Below are 24,271 nucleotides of genomic sequence, written 5' to 3' on the forward strand. Positions count from 1 at the left end.
CTTCGCCCTTCACTCCGCCGCGTGCGACGCGGTCTGGTCCTTGATCGCGTTGAAGACCTCGCGAAGCCGGGACGGCATGCGCGCCGCCCGGCCGTCGCGAGTGATGCAGGCCAATTTCAGCAGGATTGTGACGATCTCATCGCCACCGCGCCGGATCGCCTGCGACATTTCGAGACTGGCGCCGCCGATCGCCGTCACCCGGGTCTCGACCGTGAGCTGGTCGTCGAGCCGGGCGGACCGGCGGTAGTCGATGGCGCAGTGGCGCACGGCGAAGGCGATGCCGGTCTGTTCCAGCATCGACCACTGCTCGAACCCCGCCGTGCGCAGGAGCTCCGTCCGCGCCCGCTCGGCGAAGCGCAGATAGGAGGCGTGATAGACGATCCCCGACCCGTCCGTGTCCTCCCAATAGACCCGGACAGGGAAGACATGAGGCGCGGTCAAGGCTCGTCTTCCGACAGGAGGTCGAGCTGCGGCGTCTCGCGCTTCGGCGCCGCAAGGCCGAGCGCTCGGTAGCCGCGGTCGCCCAGCATGCGGCCGCGCGGGGTGCGCAGCAGCAGCCCCTGCTGCAGCAGATAGGGCTCGATCACTTCCTCGATCATGTCGCGCTGCTCGCTCAGCGCCGCCGCCAGCGTCTCGACGCCGACCGGGCCGCCGCCGTAGTTCTCCGCGATCATGCGCAGATAGCGCCGGTCCATGGCGTCGAGTCCGGCCTCGTCGACGTCGAGGCGGCGCAGCGCCTGGTCGGCGGCGCGGGCGTCGATCCGGTCCAGCCCCGCCACCGCACCGAAGTCGCGCACCCGGCGCAGCAGGCGGCCGGCGATGCGCGGGGTGCCGCGGGACCGTTTGGCGATCTCGTGCGCCCCCTCCTCCGTCAGCGGGCAGCCGAGCAGCCGGGCGCCGCGGCTGACGATCGATTCCAGCTCCGGCGTGCCGTAGAAGTTCAGGCGCAGCGGGATGCCGAAGCGGTCGCGCAGCGGCGTGGTGATCAGGCCCGACCGGGTGGTGGCCCCGACCAGGGTGAAGGGCGGCAGGTCGATGCGGACCGACCGCGCCGCCGGGCCCTCGCCGATGATCAGGTCGAGTTGGAAGTCCTCCATCGCCGGGTAGAGGATCTCCTCCACCGCCGGGTTCATGCGGTGGATCTCGTCGATGAACAGCACGTCGCGCGGCTGCAGGTTGGTCAGGATCGCCGCCAGGTCGCCGGCGCGGGCGATCACCGGACCGGAGGTGGCGCGGAAGCCGACGCCGAGCTCGCGCGCCACGATCTGGGCCAGCGTGGTCTTGCCCAGGCCCGGCGGGCCGAACAGCAGCACGTGGTCCAGCGCCTCGGCCCGGCCGCGCGCTGCGGTGACGAAGACGCGGAGGTTGTCGCAGACCTCGCGCTGGCCGACGAAATCCTCCAGCGTCTGCGGCCGCAGCGAGGCGTCGTCGTCGCCCAGGCGCTCGCCGGTGACGATGCGCTCGTTGTCGGGGCCGCTCATGACGCCAGCTCACGCAGGGCCGCGGGGATGATCGCCGACACGGTCGCCTCGGGCCCCAGCTTGCCGCCGGCCTTGGCCACCGCGGCGAAGGCCTCGGCCCGGCCGTAGCCGAGATTGACCAGCGCCGAGACGGCGTCGGCCGCGACGCCCGATTCCGCCGGGGCCGCAGCGCCGGCAGGCCCAGCGTGGAAGGCCGCGACGGCCGGCCCGAGCGCGATGCCGCCGACCTTGTCCTTCAGCTCCGACGCGATGCGGCCGGCCAGCTTCGGGCCGACTCCCTCGGCCCGGGCCAGCATCGCCTTGTCGCCGGCGGCGACCGCGGTCGCCACCTGGTCCGGCGACAGCACCGACAGGATGGCGAGGGCGACCTTGGCCCCCACCCCCTGCACCGTGGTCAGCAGGCGGAACCAGTCGCGCTCCGCCGTGTCGGCGAAGCCGTAGAGATGGATGTGGTCCTCGCGCACATGCGTCTCGACATGCAGCGACACCGCCTCGCGCGGGCCGCCGAGCAGGCCGAGCGTGCGGCGCGAGCAGAAGACGAGATAGCCGACGCCGTTGCAGTCGACCACGGCGTGGTCGGCCCCGGCGCTGTCCAGGAGGCCTCGCAGCCGCGCGATCATCGCGCCACCTGCAGCCGGATGCCGGCGATGCTGGCCTCGGTCTGGCGGTGATGGGCGTGGCAGACCGCGACCGCCAGCGCGTCGGCCGCGTCCGGGGTCCGGAAGGTGGCGCCGGGCAGCAGCATCCGCACCATGTGCTGGACCTGGGTCTTGTCGGCATGGCCGGCGCCGACCACCGACTTCTTGATGTGGTTGGCGCCGTATTCCGCGACCCGGAGGCCGGCCAGCGCGGGCACCAGCAGCACCACGCCGCGGGCGAGGCCCAGCTTCAGGGTCGAGGTCGGGTTCTTGTTGACGAAGGTCTCCTCGACCGCCGCCTCGTCGGGCGTCCACTCCCGCAGCACTTCGGCCAGGCCGTCATGCAGCTGCACGAGTCGCGTGGCGAGGTCGGCCTTGTCGTCGGAATCGACGCTGCCGTCGGCGACGTAGCGCAGCCGGTTGCCGTCGACGTCGAGGATGCCCCAGCCGGTGTGGCGCAGCCCGGGATCGAGGCCGAGGATCCTCATCGGCGCTCCGTCCCCCCTGCCCTGGCCGTCCCCCGCAATGCCATCACCCCTCCGCCGGCTCAGGCCGTGAGCCGCGCCATGACCTCGTCCGGGATCTCGTAATTGGCCGAGACCCGCTGCACGTCGTCGTTGTCCTCGAGCGTCTCCAGCAGCTTCAGCAGCGACGCCGCCTGCTCCTCGTTCAGCGCCACGGTGTTGAGCGGCCGCCAGACCAGGCCGGACGAATCCGGCGTGCCGAACTTCTCCTCCAGCGCGTCGCGCACGGCGGCGAAGCCTTCGACCGAGGTGGTGACGGTGTGGGTCTCGCCGTCGCTCTGCACGTCGTCGGCGCCCGCCTCCAGCGCCGCCTCGAACATCGCGTCGGCATCGGCCGCCTTGGCCGGGAATACCAGCTCGCCGACCCGGTTGAACATGAAGCTGACCGAGTTGGTCTCGCCCAGCGACCCGCCGTGCTTGGTGAAGGTCGAGCGGACCTCGGCGGCGGTGCGGTTGCGGTTGTCGGTCAGCGCCTCGACGATGACGGCGATGCCGGCCGGGCCGTAGCCCTCGTACCGGATCTCCACATAGTCGCTGTCGTCGGCGCCGCCGGCGGCGCGCTTGATCGCCCGCTCGATGTTGTCCTTCGGCATGTTCTCCTTGCGCGCGGCCTGGATGGCGGCGCGCAGGCGCGGATTCATCGCCGGATCGGGCAGGCCGAGCTTGGCCGAAACCGTGATCTCGCGCTGGAGCTTGGTGAAGATCTTGGCCCGCTTGGCGTCCTGGGCGCCTTTGCGGTGCATGATGTTCTTGAACTGTGAATGACCGGCCATGGGGCTGCGCCTGACTGACTTTGGAAACTCGCGGCGGGAGACATATGCGGCCGGCCCGGCGACGGCAAGCGCCACCGCACGGTCACCCGTGCCGCGTTAGGCCCAGACTATGGCGGTTTTGTGGCCCGCAGGGAAGACTCGACGAATTTTCGCACGAGCAAGATTCTATTACGACGCAATCAGATAGCTGCGATCCTGCAGAAACAGGATGAATAGATTAGCTTGCCGCCTCGGCCGGGGCGAAGCCGCTCGGCCAGGCCGGCGCCAGGCGGCCGCCGACGCGCAGCGGCTCGACCCGCCGGGCGAGTCCCGTGGCCTCGTCGGTCTCCAGCACCAAGCCGCAGATCGTCGGCTGGCCTTCGGCCGGGGTCAGCCGCTCGGTCGGCATCTTGCGGACGAAGCGGGCGATCGCCGGCTCCTTCACCATGCCGATGACGCTGTCGTAGTCGCCGCACATGCCGGCATCGGTCTGGTAGGCGGTGCCGCCGGGCAGGATCTGCAGATCCGCGGTCGGGATATGGGTGTGGGTGCCGACCACCAGCGTCGCGCGGCCGTCGAGATGGTGGCCCATCGCCATCTTCTCGCTCGACGCCTCGCCGTGGAAATCGACGATGATGGCGTCGGCCATGCCCGGCATGGCGGTGTCGGCCAGCAGCTTGTCGGCGGCGGCGAAGGGGTCGTCGAGCGCGTCCATGAACAGCCGCGCCATCAGGTTGATCACCAGCACTTGGCGGCCGCCGCGGGCCGGCAGCAGGGTCGCCCCCCGCCCCGGCGTGCCGGCCGGATAGTTGGCCGGGCGCACCATCCGCGGATCGCGGTCGATGGCGCCCAGCAGCTCGCGCTGGTCCCAGACATGGTTGCCGGTGGTCAGGCAGTCGACCCCGGCATCGTAGAACTCCTCGGCGATCTTCGGGGTGATGCCGAAGCCGCCGGCCGAGTTCTCGCCGTTGACCACCACGAAATCGAGGTCGAGGCGCTGCCGCAGCCGCGGCAGCTGCGCTATCACCGCGGTGCGGGCCGCGCGGCCGACGACATCCCCGAGGAACAAAATGCGCATCCGAAATCCGTACTCGTCCTAACGCTCGATGCGGATCGCCTCGCGATCCGTCACGATCCAATCCAAAGCCTCGTCGTGCAAGCCGACCGGCACCGCCGTGACCTCCTGCCCGGCGTAGCCGACGCCGACCGCCACTACGGGCCGTTCCGCCCGCAGCTTCGCGAGCGTGCGGTCGTAGAAGCCGGCGCCGTAGCCCATGCGGAAGCCCTTGCGGTCGAAGCCGAGCAGCGGCACGAACAGCAGGTCCGGCACCCATTCCGGCGCCGAGGGCGCGGGCACCGATACGCCGAACACGCCGGGAACGAGCTGCGTTCCGGGGGTCCAGTCGCGGAAGATCAGCGGCTGCCCCTTGCCCTGCACCACCGGCACGCAGGCGGCGTGGCCGCGATCGATCGCGGCGGCCAGGAGCGGGAGGGGGTCGAGCTCGTCCTCGATCGGCAGATAGCCGCTGACCACGCCGCCGCGAGGCAAGGCAATCGCCTCGAGCGCGATGTCGCGCAATCGCTCGCCCGCGCCGGCGCCGTGCTCTCGGTGATAGGCGGCACGCCGTTCCCGCGCGGCGGCCCGGAACGCCTTCTTGGCGTCGCGCAGCTCGGTCCCGTCAGGCATGGCTGGAAGAGAAGGAAGTCGCAGCGGAGCCGCCTCGGCCGGTGGTCATGTTGTCTCCTCTTGGGCCCTGCAACAGCAGGTGGGCGCCGTGTGTCCGAGACCACGGTCCCGGCAGGGACAGCTCCCAAAGAGAAGCGCATCGGCCCCAGGGACAAAGCGACCTGTCGTACCGCGCAGCCCCGCTGGAGGAACAGATTTAGGGTGTCTCGACCCGGGCTGCAATGGCCTCGATCCGATCCGCGAGTTTCTGCAGCCGCGCCGCCAGCTCCGGGTCCTCCAGCGGCGACGGCGCCGGGGCGGCCGCCGGCGCGCCCGGCACCTTGCCCTCGCGCAGGTCGAGCAGCTCGTCGCCCAGCATCAGCCCGACCATGACCATGAGATGCATGTCGGTCGCCGAGCGCACCGATCCCTGGATCTCGCGAATCCGCTCCGCCAGGAAGGCGGCGACCTCGCGGACGCGCCCTTCCTGCCCGTCCTCGCAGGCGATCGGATACACGCGGTTGTTCAGAGTGATTTCGACCCGGGCCACGGCGCTACTTTTCCAAAAGGGTCTCGATGCGCTGGATCACCTGGTTGACCCGCGCCGCCACCGTCGCCGTGTCCTCGCGCAGCTCGGTCTCGATCTCGGTCATCGCCTGCGTGCGCACGCGGTCCGCGATCTCGTCGATCTGCTTCTGGCGACGCTCCGCCTGGGCCGCGACGGCGGCGTCCAGGCGCTCCAGGGCGCGTTCCAGGCGGTCCAGCTCGGCGGCCAACCCGCTCATCGGCGGGACTCCAGATCCAGCGTCATCCGGGTGAAACTATGCGCCGCTCCGGTCTGCGTCAACGGAAGCATCGGGACGAGCCTCGGGCACGGCCACCCCGACGGTGCCGGCGAAGGCGACCAGCCGTTCCCAGGTGCGGCGGTCGAGCGGCACGCCGAGCGCCGCGCGCTCGAGCGCCTCGCGCTTCTCCGGGTCGCCCGGCGCCATCACCTCCTGCCCCGGCTGGGCCGGCTGCGCCCGCAGATCGGCGAGAATCGCCCCGATCGACGACTCGAAGCCCGTCGCGGCGAAGGCCTGCGGCTTCAGCAGCAGGAAGAAGTGCCCGATGGAGACCGGCTTGCCCGGCCCCGTGAACTTGCCCATGCGCAGGCCGTGCGGCATGCCGGTCAGGGCCGCGCACAGGATCTCGACCATCATCGCGAGGCCGGCGCCCTTGTAGCCGTAGCCGAGGCCGCCGACCGGAATCAGGCCGGTGGCGACATGCGGGTCGGTGGTGGCGATTCCGTCGGGGCCGACCGCGACCTCCGGCGGCAGCGGCGTGCCGGTGTCGCGGCGCAGATGCACGCGGTTGAGCGGGACGGCGCTGGTCGCCATGTCGAGCAGCACCGGCTCCTCGCCCGGCGCCGGGGCGGCGAAGCTGACCGGGTTGGTACCGTAGAAGGGCTTCACCCCGCCATGCGGCACCACCAGCGCATCGGCATGGGTGCAGCCGAAGGCGACGAAGCCGCGCTTCGCCGCCGCCAGGGTGTAGACGCCGGTGGCGCCGTGATGGGCCGAGCGGGTGACGACGGCTGCGGCCAGGCCCGTCTCCTCCGCCACCCGCGCCGCCTCCTCGACGGCGCGGTAGCTGGCGAGATGGCCGAGGCCGCCATCGGCGTCGACGACGACGCAGGCCGGCGCGGTGCGCGTCGCGGTCACCGCCGGGGTCGGGTTGACCCGCCGGTTCTCGAGCTGGTCGAGGTAGAACGGCACCAGCCGCACGCCATGGGTGTCGACGCCGCGGGCCGAGGCGTCGGTCATCGCCCGCGCCGTCGCCGCCGCGCTGTCCGCAGACATTCCGGCGCCGCGCAGCAGCGCCGCCGCGAAGTCTTCCAGCACCGCCCGCTGCAGGCGCACGCCCTCGAACCGTTCCATCCCGTCTCTCCGAATCCCTCTCGGCCGTCGCCCTGGCCGTTTTGTCCGACCTGTCTAGCGCACAGCCGAGAGGGGCTCCAGACCTTATCGGGACGAGGCGATATGCCCCTGGTAGCGCAGGCCGTAGCCGAAGGGGTACAGCGGCGCCCGGCTGTCATAGGGCGCGTCCGACGCCTGGGCCAGGACGGCGGCCATCGAGGACGGCAGCTCGAACGGCAGGCGGCCGCGCGGCCGGGCCTTGCCCTGCAGCACGTCCAGCAGCGCGTCGTCGGTGATCCCGAAATTGCCGATCAACGCGGCGGCGCGGCTGCTGACATTGGTCAGCACCGCCGGCCGGTCGAGATAGACGGTGACCACCGTCGGCGCCACGGCCGAGGCGCGCTTGATCGCCTCGTAATCCGGGTCGCCGTCGCGGAAGTCCAGCCGCCCCTCGTGCTGCCGGCTGCCGAAGGTGTAGTTCGGGTGCAGGATCTCGTAGGGCGCCGCCGTCCGCACCAGCGCGAAATCGGCCTGGGCCGGGTCGTCGACCACGGTGAAGCCCCGGGCCTTGACCGTCGCCGCATCCACATTGTGCAGCCAGACCCGCTTCAGCGACGGGTTCAGCGGCAGCATCGGCCGGCCGCGGCCGGCGCCGCGCGCCGCCACCGGCTTGTTCTCGAGAAGCACCAGCGAGGCCTGCTGGGCTGCCCTCCCCTCCGCGACGAAGCGGGCATTGCCGGCGATGCGGCCGGCCGCCGCCTCGTCGACATAGGGGTTCTCGAACAGGCCGAGCGCGAATTTCTGCTCCAGGATCCGGACCACCGACTGGTCGATCCGGCGCTCGCTCACCTGGCCGGCATGAACCGCCTGCACGATCGGCGCCGGGTCGTCGCTGGTGCCGCCGAACTGGTCGATGCCGGCGTCGATCGCCTTGACGAAGCGCTGCTGGACCGTGGCCTGCTCCATCCCCAGGGCGTGCCGAAGCCGGCGAAGCCCGGCGCCTGCCCCTCCGGCCAGCCGTCGCGGCAGTTGGCGTCGCAGTCCTGGGTGATGGCCCAGTCGCTGAGGACCAGCCCGTCGAAGCCGAAGCGGCCGCGCAGCAGGTCGGTCAGGAGCTGCTTGCTGAAGCCGGCGCCGACCCGCTCCAGCGGCCGGCCGAACAGGGTCAGGCCCGCGGGCGGCACCGAATAGGTCGGCATCACCCCGGCCACATTCGCGGCGAAGGCGCCGCGGAAGGCGCGGACATGGTCCTGGAAGCGGCCGGCCGGGAAGGTCAGGTCCTGGCCGTAGTGGTTGTGGCCGTCGAAGCCGTCGACCGCGGCGCCGTAGCCGACCCAGTGCTTGACCACGGCGACGACGCTGCCGCGGTTCAGGCCGCGCTCGCCGTTCTGGAAGCCGGCGACATAGGCCTCGACCAGGCGGCTCGCCAGATCCGGGTCCTCGCCGAAGGTGCCGTTGATGCGCGGCCAGCGCGGCTCGGTGGACAGGTCGGCCTGCGGCGACAGGGTCATGCGCAGGCCGATCGCCTCGTATTCCTGCCGGGCGATGTCGCCGAAGCGGCGCACCAGCCGGGGGTCGCCGATCGCCGCCAGCCCCGTCGTCTCCGGCCATTGCGAGAAGGCCCTGTTCTCGACGCTGGCGCCGGGGACGTACTGGAAATGATTGCGGGGATCGGAGCTGAGCATCACCGGGATGCCCAGCCGGGTCTGCTCGGCGATCTCCTGCGCCTCGTTGGCGGCCCTGGCCTGCGCCTCCGCCGTGCCGGACAGGCGGCTGATCATGGCGCCGGCATGCCGGCCCGCGAGCAGCGACGACAGCGAGTCCGCGGTCCAGCCGTCGCCGGTGGCGGTCGAGGCCGGCGTGGCGTGCAGCATCTGGCCGGCCTTCTCCTCCAGCGTCATGCGCCGGACCAGGTCCCGGGCCCGCACCGCCGGCGGCAGGCGCCGGTCCTCATAGGGGTCCAGCCGGCCGTTGCGGTTCAGGTCCTTGTATTGGAAACCGCGCTCCGTCAGCACCGGCGCCGAGCGCGCGGCCAGGCCGGGCGTCGCATCGGCAAAGGCCGGGCCGCAGGCCAGCCATCCGCCCAGGCCGATGGCGGCCGCGGCGGACCAGAAACGAGACCTACGCATTGTCCTCCCCTCCTCCGATATCTTTGCTCGCTATAGAGCGATTCCACGTTTCATCAATTCAAATCCGCGACCGAGAATGTTTATGCAGAGAGATTCCGAGATTTCGATTTGAATTCTCTAAAACTTTACGATTTCAAGCCGATGAGGCTGGTTATCGGTCGTGGGTTTACCGGGGTAGTCCGCGTCGCCAATGTCCGACCTTTCCGCCGGCATTTTCGGCCCGAAATGGGCATTTGGTGGCATTGACGCGGGGCGACCGGGGCTGCATGGTGCCGCCCGCCCCGACGAGCACCTGCCTTGACGAGAGACCGGGCGGGCCATCGTCGGATCCCCGTGCCCGCAACGGATCGATGCCATGAGCGACAGCCCCCGGACCGTGACCCACTCAGACATGGCGAACGCCATCCGCTTCCTGTCCATGGATGCGGTCGAGGCGGTGAAGAGCGGCCATCCCGGCATGCCGATGGGCATGGCCGACGTCGCCACGGTGCTGTTCAGCCGCTATCTGAAGTTCGACGCCGCCGCCCCGACCTGGGCCGACCGCGACCGCTTCATCCTGTCCGGCGGCCACGGCTCGATGCTGCTGTACTCGCTGATGTACCTGACCGGGAACAGCAAGATCACACTCGACGAGATCAAGCGGTTCCGCCAGCTGGGCAGCCACACCGCGGGCCATCCCGAGGTCGATCACGAGGCCGGGATCGAGACCACGACCGGGCCGCTGGGCCAGGGGCTGGGCAACGCCGTCGGCTTCGCGCTGGCCGAGCGCATCCTCAACGCCCGCTTCGGCGACGACCTGGTCAACCACCACACCTGGGTCACCTGCGGTGACGGGGACCTCGAGGAAGGGATCAGCCACGAGGCCTGCTCGCTGGCCGGGCACCTGAAGCTCGGCCGGCTGATCGTGTTCTACGACGACAACAGCATCACGATCGACGGCCCGACCAAGCTGTCCTTCAGCGACGACACCCAGAAGCGCTTCGAGGCCTATGGCTGGCACGTCCAGCGCATCGACGGCCACGACACCGAGGCGATCGCCGCCGCCATCGACGCGGCGCTGGCGGACCAGCGGCCGAGCCTGATCGCCTGCAAGACCATCATCGGCTGGGGCGCCCCGAACAAGCAGGGCACCAGCGCCACCCACGGCTCGCCCCTCGGCAAGGACGAGGTGGCGGCGGCCCGCGAGCATCTCGGCTGGACCTACCCGCCCTTCGAGGTGCCGGAGGCGACCCTGGCCGCCTGGCGCGAGATCGGCAAGCGCGGCGAGGCCGAGCGCCTGGCCTGGGACGCCCGCCTCTTGAAGACGCCGGCCGAGACCCGCGCCGCCTTCCGCCAGGCCATGACCGGCGCCCTGCCCTCCGGCCTCGACGGCATCCTGGCCAAGTTCAAGGCCGAGACCTCGGAGGCCAAGCCGAGCCTGGCCACCCGCGTCGCCTCGGGCCAGGTACTGGAGCTGCTGGTGCCGGCGATCCCGGAGCTGATTGGTGGCTCGGCCGACCTGACGCCGTCGAACAACACCAAGACCAAGGTCTCGACCGACATCGAGCCCGGCAAGTACGACGGCCGCTATGTCCGCTACGGCGTGCGCGAGCACGGCATGGCGGCGGCGATGAACGGGCTGGCCCTGCATGGCGGCATCATCCCCTACGGCGCCACCTTCCTGACCTTCACCGACTACGCCCGCCCGTCGATCCGCCTGGCGGCGCTGATGCGCCAGCGCGTCGTCTTCGTCATGACCCATGACTCGATCGGCCTCGGCGAGGACGGCCCGACCCACCAGCCGGTGGAGCATGTCGCGGCGCTGCGGGCGATCCCGCATCTCCTGGTGTTCCGCCCCTGCGACGCGGTCGAGACGGCGGAGGCCTGGCAGATCGCGCTGGAGACCGAGGATGCCCCGTCGGTTCTGGCGCTGACCCGCCAGAACCTGCCGACGCTGCGCCGCAACGCCAACGCCGAGAACCTCTCGGCCAAGGGCGGCTACATCTTGGAGGAGGCGACCGGCACGCCGCGCGTGCTGCTGATCGCCACCGGCTCCGAGGTCGCGATCGCCAAGGAAGCGCGCGACGCGCTGGAGGCCGAAGGCATCGGCACCCGCCTCGTCTCCATGCCCTGCACGTCGCTGTTCGACCGCCAGCCGTCGGACTACCGCCGCCGGGTGCTGGGCCAGGGCGTGGTCCGCATCGCCGTGGAAGCGGGTGTGCGCCAGGGCTGGGATCACTATATCGGTCCGGAGGGCGCCTTCGTCGGCATGACCGGCTTCGGTGCCTCGGGCCCGTACGACCAGCTGTACAAGCATTTCGGGATCACGGCCGAGGCGGTCGTCGCCGCCGCCAAGGCCAAGCTGTAACGCGGATACCGAGGACCGCCCCTTCCTGAGTTGTCATCGCCGGGCTTGACCCGGCGATCCAGGGGCCACCGAGAGCGGCTCTGGCCGCCCTGGATGCCCGGATCAATCCTCGGATCAAGTCCGAGGACGGGCATGACAAGGAGGGGGACGGGTCGGTCCTTATAGGCTATCGGTACGAGATCATCGGATCGGAGAAGACGACATGGCCGTGAAAGTTGCCATCAACGGGTTCGGGCGCATCGGGCGCCTGGTGCTGCGGGCGCTGATCGAATCCGGGCGCAAGGACATCGAGGTGGTCGCGATCAACGACCTCGCCGACGTCAAGACCAACGCGCATCTGCTGAAATACGACAGCGTGCACGGCCGGGCGCCGTTCGAGGTCGGGGCCGAGGGCGACACGCTGCTCGTCAACGGCCGCGGCATCAAGGCGCTGCAGCAGCGCGACCCCACCCAGCTGCCCTGGGGCGATCTCGGCGTCGAGATCGCGCTCGAATGCTCCGGCATCTTCACCAAGCGCGACGACGCCGCCAAGCATCTGGCGGCCGGCGCCCAGAAGGTGCTGATCTCGGCCCCGGCGACCGACGAGGACCTGACCGTCGTCTACGGCGTCAACCACGACAAGCTGAAGGCCGAGCACAAGATCGTCTCCAACGCCTCCTGCACCACAAACTGCCTGGCGCCGGTCGCCTGGGTGCTGCACGAGGCGATCGGGATCGATCACGGCTTCATGACCACGATCCACAGCTACACCGGCGACCAGCGCATCGTCGACACGATGCACAAGGACCTGCACCGGGCCCGCGCCGCGGCGCTGAACCTGATCCCGACCTCGACCGGCGCCGCCAAGGCGGTCGGCAAGGTGCTGCCGGAGCTGAAGGGCAAGCTGGACGGCACCTCGATCCGCGTGCCGTCGCCGAACGTCTCGGTCGTCGACTTCAAGTTCGTCGCCAAGCGTCCGACCACCGTCGAGGAGATCTCGGCGGCGATCAAGCAGGCCGCCGGCGGCAAGCTGAAGGGCATCCTCAGCTTCTACGAGGAGGACCTGGTGTCGACCGACTTCAACCACGACACCCATTCCTCGATCTTCGCGATCAAGGAAACCAAGGTGATCGACGGCACCTTCGTCCGGGTGATGAGCTGGTACGACAACGAATGGGGCTTCTCGAACCGGATGGGCGACACCGTGATCGCCATGTCCGAGGCCCGTTGACGCGGAGCTTCGGTTCCGGAACACGAGAGGGCGGCTTCGGCCGCCCTCTTTTTTGCCTGAAGATTCGGCAGATCATACCGGCTGCCCGAAATACCGATCCGTCATGGCGAGCCCCGAAGGGGCGCGGCCATCCAGGGCCGCTCGCACCGCCCCGCCCCCTGGATGGCCACGGCGCTGCGCGCCTCGCCATGACGACAGAGGGGCCGGGAGTCGTTCTCAAAGGCTGCTGGTATCACTGGCAGGCAAAAAAGAGGGGCGTCCCGAGGGACGCCCCAAGTCTGGCCGCCATCCGGTGCGACGCGCTATTGCACCGCCTCGCCGTGCAGGGCGAGGTCGAGGCCGTCGCGCTCCGCCTCTTCCGAAACCCGCAGACCCATGACCGCCTTGATCAGGACCAGCAGCACCGCGGTGACCACGCCGCTCCAGATCAGGGTGGCGAGGACGCCTTCGATCTGGATCCAGACCTGGCCGGGGTTGCCGTAGAGCAGGCCGGTGCCGAGCGAGTTGACCGACGGATCGGCGAAGACGCCGGTCAGGATCGCGCCGACGATGCCGCCGACGCAGTGCACGCCGAAGACGTCGAGCGAGTCGTCGTAGCCCAGCGCCTTCTTCACCGAGGTCGCGGCGAAGTAGCAGACGATGCCGGCGACAATGCCGATCACCAGCGCTCCGGTCGGGTTGACGAAGCCGGAGGCAGGGGTGATGGCGACGAGGCCAGCGACGGCGCCGGAGATGACGCCGAGCACGCTCGGCTTACCCTTGGCGCCCCACTCGACGAACATCCAGGCCAGCGCCGCGGCCGCGGTGGCGATATGGGTCACGGCGAAGGCCATGCCGGACAGCCCGCCCGCCGCCAGCGCCGAGCCGGCGTTGAAGCCGAACCAGCCGACCCACAGCAGCGAGGCGCCGATCACGCTGAGCACCAGGTTGTGCGGCGCGAAGGCGTGCACCACGCCGGCGCCGTAGCCGTGCCGCTTGCCGATCACGATGCAGGCCACGAGGCCGGCGATCCCGGCATTGATGTGCACCACCGTGCCGCCGGCGAAATCGAGGACGCCGGCCCCGAACAGCCAGCCGTTCGACTGCCAGACCCAGTGCGCGACCGGCGAATAGACGATGATCGACCACAGGGTGATGAAGACCAGCAGCGACGAGAACTTCATGCGGTCGGCGAAGGCGCCGACGATCAGCGCCGGCGTGATGATCGCGAAGGTCATCTGGAACATCATGAACACGCTCTCGGGGATCGTCCCGCTCAGCGCGTCGACCGACAGGCCCTTCAGGAAGCCGCGCGACAGGTCGCCGACATAGGCGCCGCCCGGACCGAAGGCGAGGCTGTACCCCAGCACCATCCAGATGATGCTCACCAGGCAGGTGATGGCGAAGCACTGCATCAGGATGGACAGCACATTGGCCTTGCGGACCATGCCGCCATAGAACAGCGCCAGCCCCGGGATGGTCATCATCAGGACCAGCGCGATCGACGTCTGCATCCAGGCCGTGTCACCCGAGCTCAGCGTCGGCGTCGCCGCCGCATCCTGCGCCCAGGCCGGCAGCGCCGTCAGCAAGGCGGCAGCTACGCCTCCCAATCCCCAAAACGTCCGCTTCATAGAGTTCTCTCCAGCCTCATCTTCCCGGCTGACGGTCGGCAGCCGCCCTGTCGGCACCGGCACGAACCGCCCTTCGCCGGGGTTCAAGCAAGTGCCGTGCCGATTTTGCCGGCACGGGCCGCGCCCAGCGCCGCAGCAGGTTGATCACGCGCAATTGATGAAATTATGAGCGATTGGCACAGCACTGATTAAAATTTGGACAGATGCACAACTAGTGCCTTCCGGCTGCCGCCGCGCTAGGGTGCGGCGCCCTTGTCCAGAGTGCCGAGATGAGCAAGACCGTCCGCCAGATCCCGCTGCCTTCGAGCGCCCCCGGAACCAGCCGGGCCATCACCGTCTACGGCTACGGCCAGCCCGGGGCGCGGCCCAAGGCCTATATCCAGGCCGGCCTGCATGCCGACGAGCTGCCCGGGATGCTGGCGGCGCATCACCTGCTGCGCCGCCTCGACGCGCTGGACGCCGCCGGGGCGATCCGCGGCGAGATCGTGGTGGTGCCGGCCGCCAACCCGATCGGGCTGTCGCAATCGGTGCTGGAGTACCATGTCGGCCGCTTCGCCCTGGACGGGCGCGGCAACTTCAACCGCCACTACCCCGACCTGGCCCCGATCGTGGCGCCGCGCATCGCCGGCCAGCTCACCGACGACGCCGACCGCAACATCCGGCTGGTGCGCGCCGCCCTGCTGGCGGCGCTGGCGGAGCAGCAGCCGGCCGACGAGACCGGCGCGCTGAGAAAGCTGCTGCTCGGCCTGTCGATCGACGCCGACTTCGTGCTCGACCTGCACTGCGACAACCAGGCGCCGGTGCACGTCTATCTCGGCACGCCGCTGTGGCCGGACGCCGAGGACCTGGCCCGCGATCTGCGCGCCGAGGTGGTGCTGCTGGCCGAGGACTCCGGCGACAACCCGTTCGACGAGGCGAATTCCGCGCCCTGGTGGGTCCTGCGCAAGCTGCTCGGCGACGGGCATCCGCTGCCGCCGGCCTGCCTGGCGGCGACGATCGAGCTGCGCGGCCAGGCCGATGTCGACGACGGCACGGCCCAGGCCGATGCCGAGGCGCTGCTGCGCTTCCTGCAGCGCCGCGGCGTCGTCGCCGGTGACCCCGGGCCGCTGCCCGAGGCGCTGTGCGGCGCCACGCCGCTGGCCGGCAACGAGATGCTGCGCTCCCCGGTCGCCGGCATCATCGCCTATGCCCAACCGCTCGGCGCCCGGCTGCGCCGCGGCGACCATGTCGCCGATATCGTCGACCCCACCGCCGACCCGGCCCGGGCGCGCACGCCGCTGCACGCCGGAGTCGACGGGGTCCTGTGGTCGCTCTGCATCCATCGCCTGGTCCGGCCGGGAGACATCGTCGCCAAGATCGCCGGCGCCGAGCCGATCGAGGGCCGCGGATCGAACCTGCTGACCAGCTGAGAGCCGCCCCGGGCCGCTCCGCCCGGTTGGCGGGAGCCATGCGCGCGGCGCGTGCACTTCCCTCTCGCCTTCCCGGCCGGATCGCGGCAGGATGCCTCTTCCTCGGAGACCGCACGGCCAGACTGCCCGTGCCTCGCCAACGGACCCGCGGCCGGCAGAGCCACGGCCGGCGTCCGCCAATCGGATAGCCCGAGCCATGAGTGCCCCGTCCCGTACCCCGATCCCGCTCGTCACGCGCGCCGGGACCAAGCCTGCGTCATCCGCCTTCCCCGCGGCCGAGCCGGCGCGCCCGGCCACCTATCTGATCCGGCTGCGCCACTTCATCGTGCCGATGTCGATCGGCGTCTACGCCCATGAGGAGGAGCGGCGCCAGCGCGTCCGCATCAGCGTCGAGATGGAGGTCGAGCTGCTGCCGGGCGGCATCGGCGACGACATCGGCCGCGTCCCCTCCTATGAAGGGCTGGTGCAGGGCCTGCGGGCCCTGGCAGAGAAGGAGCATGTGCGGCTGATCGAGACGGTGGCCGAGCACGTGCTCGACCTCGCCATGGCCCATCCGATGGTGGTCTGGGCGGTGGCCGAGATCGAGAAGCTCGACGTCTTCCCCGAGGCCGATTCCATCGGCGTCCGCTTCGAGCGCCGCCGCGAGGGCTGAGACGTCGCCGGCCGGGTGGCTCCCAGAACCGTCATGGCGAGCCCCGAAGGGGCGTGGCCATCCAGGTTGGCGGAGTCAGCTCCGGCCGTGGGACTGGATGGCCACGCTTCGCTCGCCATGACGATTTGGGATCGGCTTGGCCGGCTCTCTACGGCGTCACTCACTCGTACTTGATGTAGGCGAAGCGCGGGTCGATGGGCGTGCCCTCCAGCCCCGCGCCCTCGCGGGCCGGCCGCCAGGCCACCACCTCCTCGATCTTGCGGGCCAGGGCGAAGTCCCGGTCGGTGATGCCGCCGCCGGCGTCATGCGTGTTCAGCCGGACCTCGACCCAGCCCCAGGAGGCGGCGATCTCGGGATGGTGCCAGGCGGCCTCGGCCAGGTGGCCGATGGCGCCGATCGCCAGCATCGTGCCTTTCCAGCCATGGGTCTCGTAGCGCCGGCGGATGCTGCCGTCCTCGTAGCGCCAGTGCGGCAGGTCGCGGCGCAGGCGGGCCTCGACCTCGGCGGCGGGATAGGCTTGGAGCTTCGCGGCCATGGCAATCCTCCCGAGGGAACCGGCGGCACCGGCGGGCCGCCGTCACATCCCGGAAGGATAGCGCGTCAGTCGGGCACGGCATCCCCCTTGGCGACCACGACGGCGTAGCGGTCGGCCAGGGCGGTCAGCGCCGCCCGGTGCACCTCCGCTGCCGGCCGCACGCCGCCGAGCGGGTCCGGCAGGTCGCGGCTGGCGCAGGCCGATGCGACGACCGTCGTGAACAGGCCGTGGTCGACGGCCGAACGGGTGGTGGCGTCGACGCACATATGGGTCATGAAGCCGACCGTCACGAGCTTGCCGCGGCCGGTCGCGGCGATGCGCTCGGCCAGATCGGTGCCGGCGAAGGCATTGGGCAGCCCCTTCCTCACCACCACCTCCCCGGCCGCCGGCGTTACCGCGGCGATCGGGGCGACATAGGGGCCGTCGACGTCGAACAGCCCGCCCTTCCGTTCGTTCAGCACATGGATGACCGGGGTGCCGAGGCGGCGCGCCCGGGCCAGCAGGCCGGCGGCCTCCTCGACCGCAGCCTCCCATCCGGGCAGAGACAGCTGGCCGTCGCTGTATTCGCGCTGCATGTCGATCAGCACCAGGACCGCCTCCGACAGGGCGGCGGGTTCCGGCCGGATGCCGGCATGGTCGAGCAGGGTCTTGGGAAGCATCAATGATCTCCGGTTGCGATGGCCCGAAGCTGGCGCCGGTCGGCTCTGCAGAAAAGCCGAGATTCTGCCGATTGAAGCTGCAATATTGCAGGCATGGATTGGGACCTCGCCCGCTTCGTCCTGGCGATCGCCCGGCACGGCACCGCCTCGGCCGCGGCGCAGGCGCTGGGCGTCGACCAGACCACCGTGTCGCGCCGCCTCGCCGCCGCCGAGGCGGCGCTGGGCACGCCGCTGTTCGAGCGCATCGACCGGCGCTTCCGGCCGACACCGGTCGGCGCCGCCGTGGCGGCCCAGGCGGAGACGATGGAGCGTGCGGCGATCGCCATCGAGCACGCGGCGCGCGACCGCGACGCCGCGGTTTCCGGCCCGATCCGGATCGCGGCGCTGCCCAGCTTCGCCGCGGAGTGGCTGATCCCGCGCCTGGGCGCGCTGCAGCGGCGCCATCCCGGCCTGCAGCCGACGATCCTCGGCGCCGAGACCAATGCCGATCTCGAGCGCCGCGACGCCGACATCGCCCTGCGCCTGGCGCGGCCGCGCGCCGGCAACCTGGCGGCGCGGCTCGGCGCCCGGATCGGCCATGCGGTCTATCGCGCCCGCGGCGCCGCCGGCGACGGCTGGATCGCCTTGGATGAGGCACATGAGGCGGTGGCGCAGATGGTCTGGCTGCGCGACCAGCCGGGCGGGCTGGAACCGGCGCTTCGGGTCAGCGGCGGGACCGAGATGCTGGCGGCCGCCAAGGCCGGGCTCGGCCGCGCCGTTCTCCCCTGCTACGTCGCCGATGGCGAGCCGGATCTGGAGCGACTGTCAGGTCCCGTCCCGGTGGTCACGCGCGAGCTCTGGCTGGTGCTGCCCGGCCCGGCCAGGGACGTGCCGCGCATCCGGGCGGTGGCCGACTGGCTGGCTGAAGTTCTGGCGGAAGACCGTGGAAGGCTGGAGGGCGTTCAGACCGAAGTGGATTGATCGGCTCGACGGTGAGGTCGCCCCCTCACCCTCCCGCCGCCTTCGGCGTCGGGCCCCTCCCTCTCCCCGAGGAGAGGGGAATCGAAGCAGCGCTTCCTTCACCTCTCCTCAGGGGTGAGGGGGTGGTCCCGGCCTATCCGCCTGACTAGCTGCCTGCAGAAGCAGGCTCCGGCACCCAGCTCTCCTCCCGGTCGGCGCGGGCGTAGAGCCGCTCGACCAGCAGGCGGAGCGTCGGGTCGCTGTCCAGCGCCTCCTGCATCCGGCTGAAGGTCCGGGTCCGGGTGACGCCGTGCTCGTGCCAGGACTTGCCGCCGCTGACCACGTTCTGGGCGAAGGCCTGCAGCCGGTCGAGCGCGCGGGCGAAGCGCGCCTCCGGCGTCTCGCCGGCCTCGAACTCCGTCCACCAGCCATGCACCTTGTCGCGCAGGTCCGGCGGCAGCAGGCCGAACAGCTTCGCCGCCGCCTCGGCCTCGCGCGCCGCCTGATCCTGCCGGCCGACATCGTCATAGGCGAAGGTGTCGCCGGCGTAGATCTCGACCAGGTCGTGCGTCAGCACCAGCGACAGCACCTTGGCGATGTCGACCTCGAAGCCGATCTCGTCCTTCAGCAGCAGGGCGTAGAGCGCCATGTGCCAGGTGTGCTCGGCATCGGTCTCGCGCCGGCTGCCGTCGGTCAGGTAGTTCTGCCGGGTGACCTGCTTGAACTTGTCGCAGACCAGCAGGAACTCCTGGATCTGGGCCAGGCGGTCGGCGGGCGGGGCGGCTTCGGTCATGTCGTCACCAGACGGGGTCGATGCTGCGGAGGCCGAGGATCTCCTGGATCCGGCGGTGGGTCGCGCCGTGGATGTCGCGCGGCAGGTCGTCGGCCGGGAAGAAGCGGGCCTCGGCGATCTCGAAGGACAGGCGGCCGCCGGAGGGGCGCCAGCGGTCGGCCAGGAACAGCGCGACGTGGTCGCAGCGCAGCTCGTCGAAATGGGCATAGACGGCGAACAGCCGGTCGACCGATTCGACCTCGACCGCCGCCTCCTCCCGTGCCTCGCGCACGGCGCAGGCCTCGAAGCTCTCCCATTTCTTCACCCCGCCGCCGGGGAAGAACCAGCCGGGCCGGTAGGTGTGATGGACCAGGAGGAAGCGCCCATCCCCGTCCCGCACCACCATGCGGGCGCCGAGGGTCAGCGGCTTGCGCAGCCGCAGATAGGCGTTGTGGGCGCGGTGCAGCAGGAGCGGCAGGGTGCGGCGGGCCGGATTCATGGCCGCAGATGACCCGGCGGAGCGGTGCCGTGTCAACCGCCGGAGAGGCAAGGCGGCCCAGACATCTTCTCCCCGTCGTCAATGTCGTCATTGCGAGCGCAGCGAAGCAATCCAGGGCGGCTCGCTCAGGCCCCTGGATTGCTTCGTCGGCTTCGCCTCCTCGCAATGGCGGCGAAGGAGGCCCCGACCACCGACAGAGGGGCCTTCCCTACCGCTCGACCGACAGCCAGCGGGTCGGGTGCAGGTCGCGCAGATTGTCCTCCCAGCCCTTCACCGCCGGCGAGACCAGGTGCCGGCTGGTGTAGAAGAACAGCGGGATCACCGGCGTGTCGGCGATCATCATCCGCTCCGCCTGCTGCAGGATCTGCCCCCGCCTGGCCGCATCGGTCTCGGCCGAGGCCTGGTCGAGCAGCGCGTCATACGCGGGGTTGGCATAGTCCGAGGTGCTGAGCTCGCCAATGCCGCTGCGCTGCAGCTCGAGGAAGAAGTTCGCGTCGTTGTACTGGCCGATCCAGCCGGTGCGGGCGAAATCCTGGAACTCCTTCCGGTGGTGGACGGTCAGGTAGGTCGACCATTCCAGATTCTCGAGCGTGGCCTCGACCCCGAGCTTCTGCTTCCACATCGCGGCGATCGCCACGGCGATCTTCTTGTGGTTCTCCGAGGTGTTGTAGGTGATCTTCACCTGCAGCGGCTTCTCCGGCCCGAATCCGGCCTTGGCCAGCAGCGCCTTCGCCTCCTCGTCGCGCCGCGCCTGGGTCCAGCCCGCCTCCTCCGGCTGCCAGGCCGGGAAGCCGTCGGTGCCCGGCGGCACGAAGCTGTAGGCCGGGGTCTGGTTGCCCTGAAACACCTTGTCGATGATCACGTCGCGGTCGACGGCCAGCGACAGGGCGCGGCGCAGCTCCGGGCCGCTCTTCCACGGCTCGTGGTTCAGGTTGATGGCGTAGAAGTAGATGCCGAGATAGGGCGCGATGTGCAGCTCCCCGGCATGGCTCTGCTTCAGCGCCGGCACCTGCTGGCTCGGCACCTCGCTGGTGACGTCGAGCTCGCCGGCCTTGAACCGCGCCAGCTCGCTGTCGAGGTCCTCGGTCACCACGTAGCGGACGGCGTCGACCTTGACGTTCGCCGCGTCATGGAACTGCGGGTTCCTGCGAAGCGTCATGTGCGACTGCGGCACGTCGTCCACCAGCACATAGGCGCCGTTCGAGACGAGGTTGCCCGGCCGGGCGAAGGCGTCGCCGAACTTTTCGACATTGGCCCGGTTCACCGGGAAGGTCGCGTTGTTGACCAGCATCGACAGGAAGTAGGAGGTCGGGCCGACGAGGTGGACCTCGAAGGTGCGGTCGTCGACCGCACGCACGCCCAGCGCCTCGGGCGGCTTCTGGCCCAGCCGCACCTCTTTCGCGCCGGCCACCCGGTCGAGGAAATAGGCGTAGGGCGCCGCCGTCTTCGGGTCGACCAGCCGGCGCCAGGAATAGACGAAATCCTGCGCCCTGACCGGGCCGCCGTCCGACCACTTGCCGTCGGCGCGCAGCTTGAAGCTGTAGGTCCGGCCGTCGTCGGAGACGGTCCAGCTCTCGGCCGCGCCCGGCACCAGCTCGCCCTTCGGCCCGGGCGCCAGCAGCCCCTCGAACAGGTCGAGCTCGATCCAGGCTTCCGGGATGCCGACGGATTTGTGCACGTCCAGCGTCTCCGGCTGGCCGCCATTGCCGCGGGACAGCAGGGTCTCGGCCCCCGCCGCGCCGCTCCAGAGCGCGGCCGCGAGCAGGCCGGCGGTGAGGATCTTGCCGTGATGGCGCATCGAATCGTCCTTCCTTCTGGTGCCGGAAGGCGTGCCACCATGTGGAATGCAGATCAACAACATAAGATTTTTGCTGAATCGTAGGTTGGGTTCGCGAATGCGAACCCAACACAAGGCCTCCTACCCCGCCACGAACCCCGCGATCGCCGCCCGCAGCGCCTCCGGCTCGTCGACCCGGATCGAGTGGCTGCTGTTCTCGAAGATCCGCAGCGTCGAGCCCGGGATCAGGCGGTGGATCTCCTCCGAGAACTCGGGCGGGCAGATCCAGTCGTGGAGGCCGGCCAGGATCAGGGTCGGCGCGGTGATCCGCGCCAGTTCCGGCCGCAGGTCCAGCCGGCGCAGGAAGCCGTCAGGACCGAAGGCGCGGTTGATCGCCTCGGGCGAGTGGATCGCCCGGCCGCGCGTCGCCGCGGCTGCCGCCGGGTCGTAGCGGCGGGAATAGAGCGGCCCCATCGCCGCGTAATAGGCTTCGAGATCCGCTTCGCTCCGAAATCCGCCGGCCCACAGCATCTCGCCGACCGCGACCTGCTCCGCATTGCCGCGCTCGCGCAGGATCTGCTGCGCCCGCTCGTGGAAGCCGGCATGCGCGGCGGTGACGATCAGCACCAGATGCGACACCGCCTCCGGATAGCGTGCGGCGTGCGCCATCGCGACCATGCCGCCATAGCTGGTGCCGATGCTGGCGATCGGCCCGAAGCCGAGATGGCGGCGCAGCGCCTCCATGTCCTCGACATTCTCGTCGAGCGTGTAGCGCGCCGGGTCGCCGCGGGCGGAGCGGCCCTGGCCGCGGTGGTCGAAATAGACCAGCTGCATGTGCTGGGCCAGCGGGCTCATGCTCGGCTTGAAGCCGCTGTGGTCGGAGCCCGGGCCGCCATGGATCAGGAACCCGACCGGCCGCTCCCGCATCGTGCTGCCGTCCGGCACCAGCCCGGCGCCGTCGATGTCGAACCAGATCTCGGTGTCGCGGATCTTCGCGCGCATGCAGTCCCCCTCACAGTCCGGCGTGAACCGCCACCCCGGCGGCCAGGCGGCGCAGGTCCAGCCGCGCCTGCCGGCGCCGCTCCTCCGCCTCGGCCAGCCCGACCGGGACGAAACGCAGCAAGTCGCCGGGGCGCAGCTGGCCCAGCACCGGCAGGTCGGCATCGATCACCTGGGCGATCCGGGGATAGCCGCCGGTGGTCTGGGCGTCGGCCATCAGCACGATCGGCTTGCCCTCCGGCGGCACCTGCACCGTGCCGGTGGTCACCGCCTCGGACAGCAGGTCGCGCGGCTGCGACAGGCGCAGCTCCGGCCCGTCCAGCCGGTAGCCCATGCGGTCGGAGCGCGGGCTGATCGTGAAGCGCTCGCCATGGAACGCGGCCAGGCTGTCGCGGTCGAACGCCGTCGCCTGCAGCCCGGGCAGCACCCGGACATGCGGCGACCGCCGCAGCGACGGATCGAGATCGGACGCGGCGGACCAGCCGGTGGTGGCGAAGGGCCGGTCGCCCCGCTCCGCCGCCAGCAGCTTCCTCAAGCGCTCGCCCAGCGCCGTCGGCGCGCCGGCCGGCAGCCGGTCGCCCGCCTTCAGCGCCCGGCCTTCGAGCCCGCCCAGCCCGGCGCGCAGATAGGTCGAGCGGCTGCCGAGCACCGGCGGCACGGCGATGCCGCCGGCGACCGCGAGATAGGTACGGCAGCCGATATTGGTCGGGGTGAAGCGCAGCTCCGCCCCCTTCGGCACCAGCACCGGCCGGCGCACCGGCACCGGCTCGCCGCCGATCGCGCCGCGCATGCCGCCGCCGGCCAGCGCGATCAGCGCTTCGGCCTCGAAGCGAAGGGCGGCGCCCATCAGCGTCATCTCGACCGTGGCGGCGCCGGGATCGTTGCCGACCAGGATGTTGGCGACGGCGTGCGAACGCCGGTCCATCGCGCCGCCGACCACGACGCCGTGGCGGCGATGGCCGAAGCGGCCGAGATCCTGCACGGTCGACAAGAGGCCGGGTTCGAGAACGGCGATGGTCACTTGGCGTCTCCGGCCAGGGCCTCGAACTCCCCCGCCGCGATCGGGCGGAAACGGACGCGGTCGCCGGCCGCCAGCAGGCTGGGCGGCTCCTGCTGCGGCAGGAACAGGGCCAGCGGTGTGCGGCCGATCAGGTTCCAGCCGCCCGGCGATTCCATCGGATAGATCCCGGTCTGCGGCCCGCCGATCGCGACCGTGCCGGCCGGGATCCTCAGCCGCGGCGAGGCGCGGCGCGGCGTCGCCAGCCGGTCCGGCAGGCCGCCGAGGAAGGGGAAGCCGGGGCTGAAGCCGATCATGTGCACCCGGTACTCGCCGCCGGAATGCAGCGCGACCACCTCCTCCTCGGTCAGGCCGTGATGCTGCGCCAGCTCGGCCAGGTCCGGGCCGAAGGCGCCGCCATAGGCGACCGGGATCTCGACCAGCCGGGGCTCCGCCGCGGCTGCCCGGCCGGGGTGGGAGAGGCGCGCCTCCAGCAGCCGCTGCACCGTGGCGGCCGGCGGCTCGTCGCGGTCACGCGGCACGGCGTCGGGGTCGAAGAACACGGCCAGCGTGGCGAAGCCGGGCGAGGCCTCGACGAAGCCGGGGAACGGGTCGGCCTCCAGCGAGGCGGTCAGGGCGTGGATCGCATCGGCGATCACGGGATCGATGGTCTCGCCGAAGCGCACCACCATCGCGGTCTCGGTCATCACGGCGATCGACGCAGCGGTCACGGGGCTCTCCTCTCTACCGGCCGCCAAGCCATAGCGCGGTGGCGCCG

26 protein-coding genes and 1 other RNA gene are annotated in these 24,271 nt (G+C 70.8%); 5 read left to right on the top strand and 22 right to left on the bottom strand.

All coding sequences use genetic code 11. From position 1 onward, the window contains the following. Positions 1–9 precede the first annotated feature (9 nt). The 13 genes from ybgC to G537_RS44680 all read right to left on the bottom strand — a co-directional run bounded on the left by ybgC (position 10) and on the right by G537_RS44680 (position 9,088). Complete coding sequence (ybgC, locus tag G537_RS38520) at positions 10–441, bottom strand: tol-pal system-associated acyl-CoA thioesterase (protein WP_034852064.1); 432 nt, start codon at positions 439–441, stop codon at positions 10–12. Beyond that, the gene (gene ruvB, locus G537_RS0117630; RefSeq protein ID WP_026871245.1) at positions 438–1,481 is read right to left on the bottom strand and encodes a Holliday junction branch migration DNA helicase RuvB; all 1,044 of its coding nucleotides are present in this window, start codon (positions 1,479–1,481) and stop codon (positions 438–440) included. Before ruvB ends, ybgC begins: the two co-directional genes overlap by 4 nt. Then, positions 1,478–2,101, bottom strand: a complete 624-nt coding sequence (gene ruvA, locus G537_RS0117635) for a Holliday junction branch migration protein RuvA (RefSeq protein ID WP_026871246.1) — start codon at positions 2,099–2,101, stop codon at positions 1,478–1,480. Before ruvA ends, ruvB begins: the two co-directional genes overlap by 4 nt. Continuing rightward, positions 2,098–2,607, bottom strand: coding sequence for a crossover junction endodeoxyribonuclease RuvC (gene ruvC / locus G537_RS0117640; RefSeq protein ID WP_026871247.1), 510 nt, complete (start codon positions 2,605–2,607; stop codon positions 2,098–2,100). Before ruvC ends, ruvA begins: the two co-directional genes overlap by 4 nt. A gap of 59 nt (positions 2,608–2,666) precedes the next feature. Next, entirely contained in the window at positions 2,667–3,416 is a 750-nt protein-coding gene (locus tag G537_RS0117645; RefSeq protein ID WP_026871248.1) for a YebC/PmpR family DNA-binding transcriptional regulator, read from the bottom strand. Between the two features lie 217 nt (positions 3,417–3,633). Next, entirely contained in the window at positions 3,634–4,473 is an 840-nt protein-coding gene (locus G537_RS0117650) for a TIGR00282 family metallophosphoesterase (RefSeq protein WP_026871249.1), read from the bottom strand. Positions 4,474–4,491: 18 nt separating this feature from the next. Continuing rightward, entirely contained in the window at positions 4,492–5,082 is a 591-nt protein-coding gene (locus G537_RS0117655; RefSeq protein ID WP_034852066.1) for a 5-formyltetrahydrofolate cyclo-ligase, read from the bottom strand. Between the two features lie 22 nt (positions 5,083–5,104). Next, positions 5,105–5,265, bottom strand: a non-coding RNA gene (gene ssrS / locus G537_RS42685) — 6S RNA. A 13-nt stretch (positions 5,266–5,278) separates the two neighbouring features. After that, positions 5,279–5,611: a cell division protein ZapA gene (locus G537_RS0117660; RefSeq protein ID WP_026871251.1), complete on the bottom strand. Its 333-nt coding sequence runs from the start codon at positions 5,609–5,611 to the stop codon at positions 5,279–5,281. Positions 5,612–5,615: 4 nt separating this feature from the next. Continuing rightward, positions 5,616–5,846, bottom strand: a complete 231-nt coding sequence (locus G537_RS0117665; RefSeq protein ID WP_026871252.1) for a hypothetical protein — start codon at positions 5,844–5,846, stop codon at positions 5,616–5,618. Between the two features lie 36 nt (positions 5,847–5,882). Further along, complete coding sequence (locus tag G537_RS38525; RefSeq protein ID WP_051248548.1) at positions 5,883–6,980, bottom strand: Ldh family oxidoreductase; 1,098 nt, start codon at positions 6,978–6,980, stop codon at positions 5,883–5,885. 84 nt (positions 6,981–7,064) lie between these two features. Beyond that, positions 7,065–7,592, bottom strand: a complete 528-nt coding sequence (locus G537_RS45070) for a glycoside hydrolase family 3 C-terminal domain-containing protein (protein ID WP_245579048.1) — start codon at positions 7,590–7,592, stop codon at positions 7,065–7,067. A gap of 212 nt (positions 7,593–7,804) precedes the next feature. Continuing rightward, a complete protein-coding gene (locus G537_RS44680) occupies positions 7,805–9,088 on the bottom strand; it encodes a glycoside hydrolase family 3 protein (RefSeq protein ID WP_211230418.1) in 1,284 nt (427 codons plus the stop codon). A gap of 355 nt (positions 9,089–9,443) precedes the next feature. On the opposite strand from G537_RS44680, the gene tkt reads away from it, so the two are divergent. Together tkt and gap are read left to right on the top strand one after the other, a co-directional pair. Continuing rightward, a complete protein-coding gene (gene tkt, locus G537_RS0117680; RefSeq protein WP_081688878.1) occupies positions 9,444–11,435 on the top strand; it encodes a transketolase in 1,992 nt (663 codons plus the stop codon). Positions 11,436–11,637: 202 nt separating this feature from the next. Further along, positions 11,638–12,645, top strand: a complete 1,008-nt coding sequence (gap, locus tag G537_RS0117685) for a type I glyceraldehyde-3-phosphate dehydrogenase (protein ID WP_026871254.1) — start codon at positions 11,638–11,640, stop codon at positions 12,643–12,645. Positions 12,646–12,947: 302 nt separating this feature from the next. On the opposite strand, the gene G537_RS0117690 is transcribed toward gap, so the two are convergent. Continuing rightward, positions 12,948–14,255, bottom strand: coding sequence for an ammonium transporter (locus G537_RS0117690; protein WP_026871255.1), 1,308 nt, complete (start codon positions 14,253–14,255; stop codon positions 12,948–12,950). Between the two features lie 269 nt (positions 14,256–14,524). Here G537_RS0117690 and G537_RS0117695 point away from each other — a divergent pair, with 269 nt between their 5' ends. Continuing rightward, on the top strand, positions 14,525–15,664 hold the full coding sequence (locus G537_RS0117695; RefSeq protein WP_026871256.1) for a succinylglutamate desuccinylase/aspartoacylase family protein: 1,140 nt from the start codon (positions 14,525–14,527) through the stop codon (positions 15,662–15,664). A gap of 196 nt (positions 15,665–15,860) precedes the next feature. Beyond that, positions 15,861–16,316: a dihydroneopterin aldolase gene (locus G537_RS0117700; protein ID WP_051248550.1), complete on the top strand. Its 456-nt coding sequence runs from the start codon at positions 15,861–15,863 to the stop codon at positions 16,314–16,316. 160 nt (positions 16,317–16,476) lie between these two features. Here G537_RS0117700 and G537_RS0117705 read toward each other — a convergent pair whose 3' ends face one another. Next, complete coding sequence (locus tag G537_RS0117705) at positions 16,477–16,851, bottom strand: 4a-hydroxytetrahydrobiopterin dehydratase (RefSeq protein WP_026871258.1); 375 nt, start codon at positions 16,849–16,851, stop codon at positions 16,477–16,479. Between the two features lie 65 nt (positions 16,852–16,916). Beyond that, complete coding sequence (locus G537_RS0117710; RefSeq protein WP_034852068.1) at positions 16,917–17,510, bottom strand: cysteine hydrolase family protein; 594 nt, start codon at positions 17,508–17,510, stop codon at positions 16,917–16,919. A gap of 93 nt (positions 17,511–17,603) precedes the next feature. On the opposite strand from G537_RS0117710, the gene G537_RS0117715 reads away from it, so the two are divergent. Continuing rightward, positions 17,604–18,470, top strand: coding sequence for a LysR family transcriptional regulator (locus tag G537_RS0117715; RefSeq protein ID WP_026871260.1), 867 nt, complete (start codon positions 17,604–17,606; stop codon positions 18,468–18,470). 145 nt (positions 18,471–18,615) lie between these two features. Here G537_RS0117715 and G537_RS38535 read toward each other — a convergent pair whose 3' ends face one another. From G537_RS38535 to pxpB, 6 genes are all read right to left on the bottom strand, one after another. Beyond that, a complete protein-coding gene (locus tag G537_RS38535; RefSeq protein WP_051248552.1) occupies positions 18,616–19,242 on the bottom strand; it encodes an HD domain-containing protein in 627 nt (208 codons plus the stop codon). 4 nt (positions 19,243–19,246) lie between these two features. Beyond that, complete coding sequence (locus G537_RS0117725) at positions 19,247–19,720, bottom strand: NUDIX domain-containing protein (protein WP_026871261.1); 474 nt, start codon at positions 19,718–19,720, stop codon at positions 19,247–19,249. Between the two features lie 208 nt (positions 19,721–19,928). Continuing rightward, positions 19,929–21,518 carry a peptide ABC transporter substrate-binding protein gene (locus G537_RS0117730; protein ID WP_026871262.1) on the bottom strand — a complete coding sequence of 530 codons (1,590 nt, stop codon included), beginning with the start codon at positions 21,516–21,518 and terminating at the stop codon, positions 19,929–19,931. Positions 21,519–21,638: 120 nt separating this feature from the next. Then, positions 21,639–22,499 (bottom strand): alpha/beta fold hydrolase, encoded by an 861-nt coding sequence (locus G537_RS0117735; RefSeq protein ID WP_026871263.1) that lies wholly within the window; start codon positions 22,497–22,499, stop codon positions 21,639–21,641. Positions 22,500–22,509: 10 nt separating this feature from the next. Beyond that, positions 22,510–23,517, bottom strand: coding sequence for a 5-oxoprolinase subunit C family protein (locus G537_RS0117740; RefSeq protein ID WP_026871264.1), 1,008 nt, complete (start codon positions 23,515–23,517; stop codon positions 22,510–22,512). After that, entirely contained in the window at positions 23,514–24,224 is a 711-nt protein-coding gene (gene pxpB / locus G537_RS0117745; protein ID WP_026871265.1) for a 5-oxoprolinase subunit PxpB, read from the bottom strand. Before pxpB ends, G537_RS0117740 begins: the two co-directional genes overlap by 4 nt. Positions 24,225–24,271: the final 47 nt, after the last annotated feature.

The sequence above is a fragment of the Inquilinus limosus DSM 16000 genome (assembly GCF_000423185.1).
Taxonomy (GTDB): domain Bacteria; phylum Pseudomonadota; class Alphaproteobacteria; order DSM-16000; family Inquilinaceae; genus Inquilinus; species Inquilinus limosus.

Excerpts from the sequence above, each read along its gene's own strand:
- G537_RS0117695 (WP_026871256.1), top strand. The coding sequence starts at position 14,525 with ATGAGCAAGACCGTCCGCCAGATCCCGCTGCCTTCGAGCGCCCCCGGA.
- tkt (WP_081688878.1), top strand. The coding sequence starts at position 9,444 with ATGAGCGACAGCCCCCGGACCGTGACCCACTCAGACATGGCGAACGCC.
- G537_RS0117730 (WP_026871262.1), bottom strand. The coding sequence starts at position 21,518 with ATGCGCCATCACGGCAAGATCCTCACCGCCGGCCTGCTCGCGGCCGCG.
- G537_RS0117725 (WP_026871261.1), bottom strand. The coding sequence starts at position 19,720 with ATGAATCCGGCCCGCCGCACCCTGCCGCTCCTGCTGCACCGCGCCCAC.
- G537_RS38525 (WP_051248548.1), bottom strand. The coding sequence starts at position 6,980 with ATGGAACGGTTCGAGGGCGTGCGCCTGCAGCGGGCGGTGCTGGAAGAC.
- G537_RS45070 (WP_245579048.1), bottom strand. The coding sequence starts at position 7,592 with ATGCTGCCGCTGAACCCGTCGCTGAAGCGGGTCTGGCTGCACAATGTG.
- ruvA (WP_026871246.1), bottom strand. The coding sequence starts at position 2,101 with ATGATCGCGCGGCTGCGAGGCCTCCTGGACAGCGCCGGGGCCGACCAC.
- G537_RS0117710 (WP_034852068.1), bottom strand. The coding sequence starts at position 17,510 with ATGCTTCCCAAGACCCTGCTCGACCATGCCGGCATCCGGCCGGAACCC.
- G537_RS0117650 (WP_026871249.1), bottom strand. The coding sequence starts at position 4,473 with ATGCGCATTTTGTTCCTCGGGGATGTCGTCGGCCGCGCGGCCCGCACC.
- ruvB (WP_026871245.1), bottom strand. The coding sequence starts at position 1,481 with ATGAGCGGCCCCGACAACGAGCGCATCGTCACCGGCGAGCGCCTGGGC.
- G537_RS0117735 (WP_026871263.1), bottom strand. The coding sequence starts at position 22,499 with ATGCGCGCGAAGATCCGCGACACCGAGATCTGGTTCGACATCGACGGC.
- G537_RS44680 (WP_211230418.1), bottom strand. The coding sequence starts at position 9,088 with ATGCGTAGGTCTCGTTTCTGGTCCGCCGCGGCCGCCATCGGCCTGGGC.
- G537_RS0117700 (WP_051248550.1), top strand. The coding sequence starts at position 15,861 with ATGAGTGCCCCGTCCCGTACCCCGATCCCGCTCGTCACGCGCGCCGGG.
- G537_RS0117665 (WP_026871252.1), bottom strand. The coding sequence starts at position 5,846 with ATGAGCGGGTTGGCCGCCGAGCTGGACCGCCTGGAACGCGCCCTGGAG.
- ruvC (WP_026871247.1), bottom strand. The coding sequence starts at position 2,607 with ATGAGGATCCTCGGCCTCGATCCCGGGCTGCGCCACACCGGCTGGGGC.
- G537_RS0117690 (WP_026871255.1), bottom strand. The coding sequence starts at position 14,255 with ATGAAGCGGACGTTTTGGGGATTGGGAGGCGTAGCTGCCGCCTTGCTG.
- G537_RS0117645 (WP_026871248.1), bottom strand. The coding sequence starts at position 3,416 with ATGGCCGGTCATTCACAGTTCAAGAACATCATGCACCGCAAAGGCGCC.
- gap (WP_026871254.1), top strand. The coding sequence starts at position 11,638 with ATGGCCGTGAAAGTTGCCATCAACGGGTTCGGGCGCATCGGGCGCCTG.
- G537_RS38535 (WP_051248552.1), bottom strand. The coding sequence starts at position 19,242 with ATGACCGAAGCCGCCCCGCCCGCCGACCGCCTGGCCCAGATCCAGGAG.
- G537_RS0117715 (WP_026871260.1), top strand. The coding sequence starts at position 17,604 with ATGGATTGGGACCTCGCCCGCTTCGTCCTGGCGATCGCCCGGCACGGC.
- G537_RS0117705 (WP_026871258.1), bottom strand. The coding sequence starts at position 16,851 with ATGGCCGCGAAGCTCCAAGCCTATCCCGCCGCCGAGGTCGAGGCCCGC.
- G537_RS0117655 (WP_034852066.1), bottom strand. The coding sequence starts at position 5,082 with ATGCCTGACGGGACCGAGCTGCGCGACGCCAAGAAGGCGTTCCGGGCC.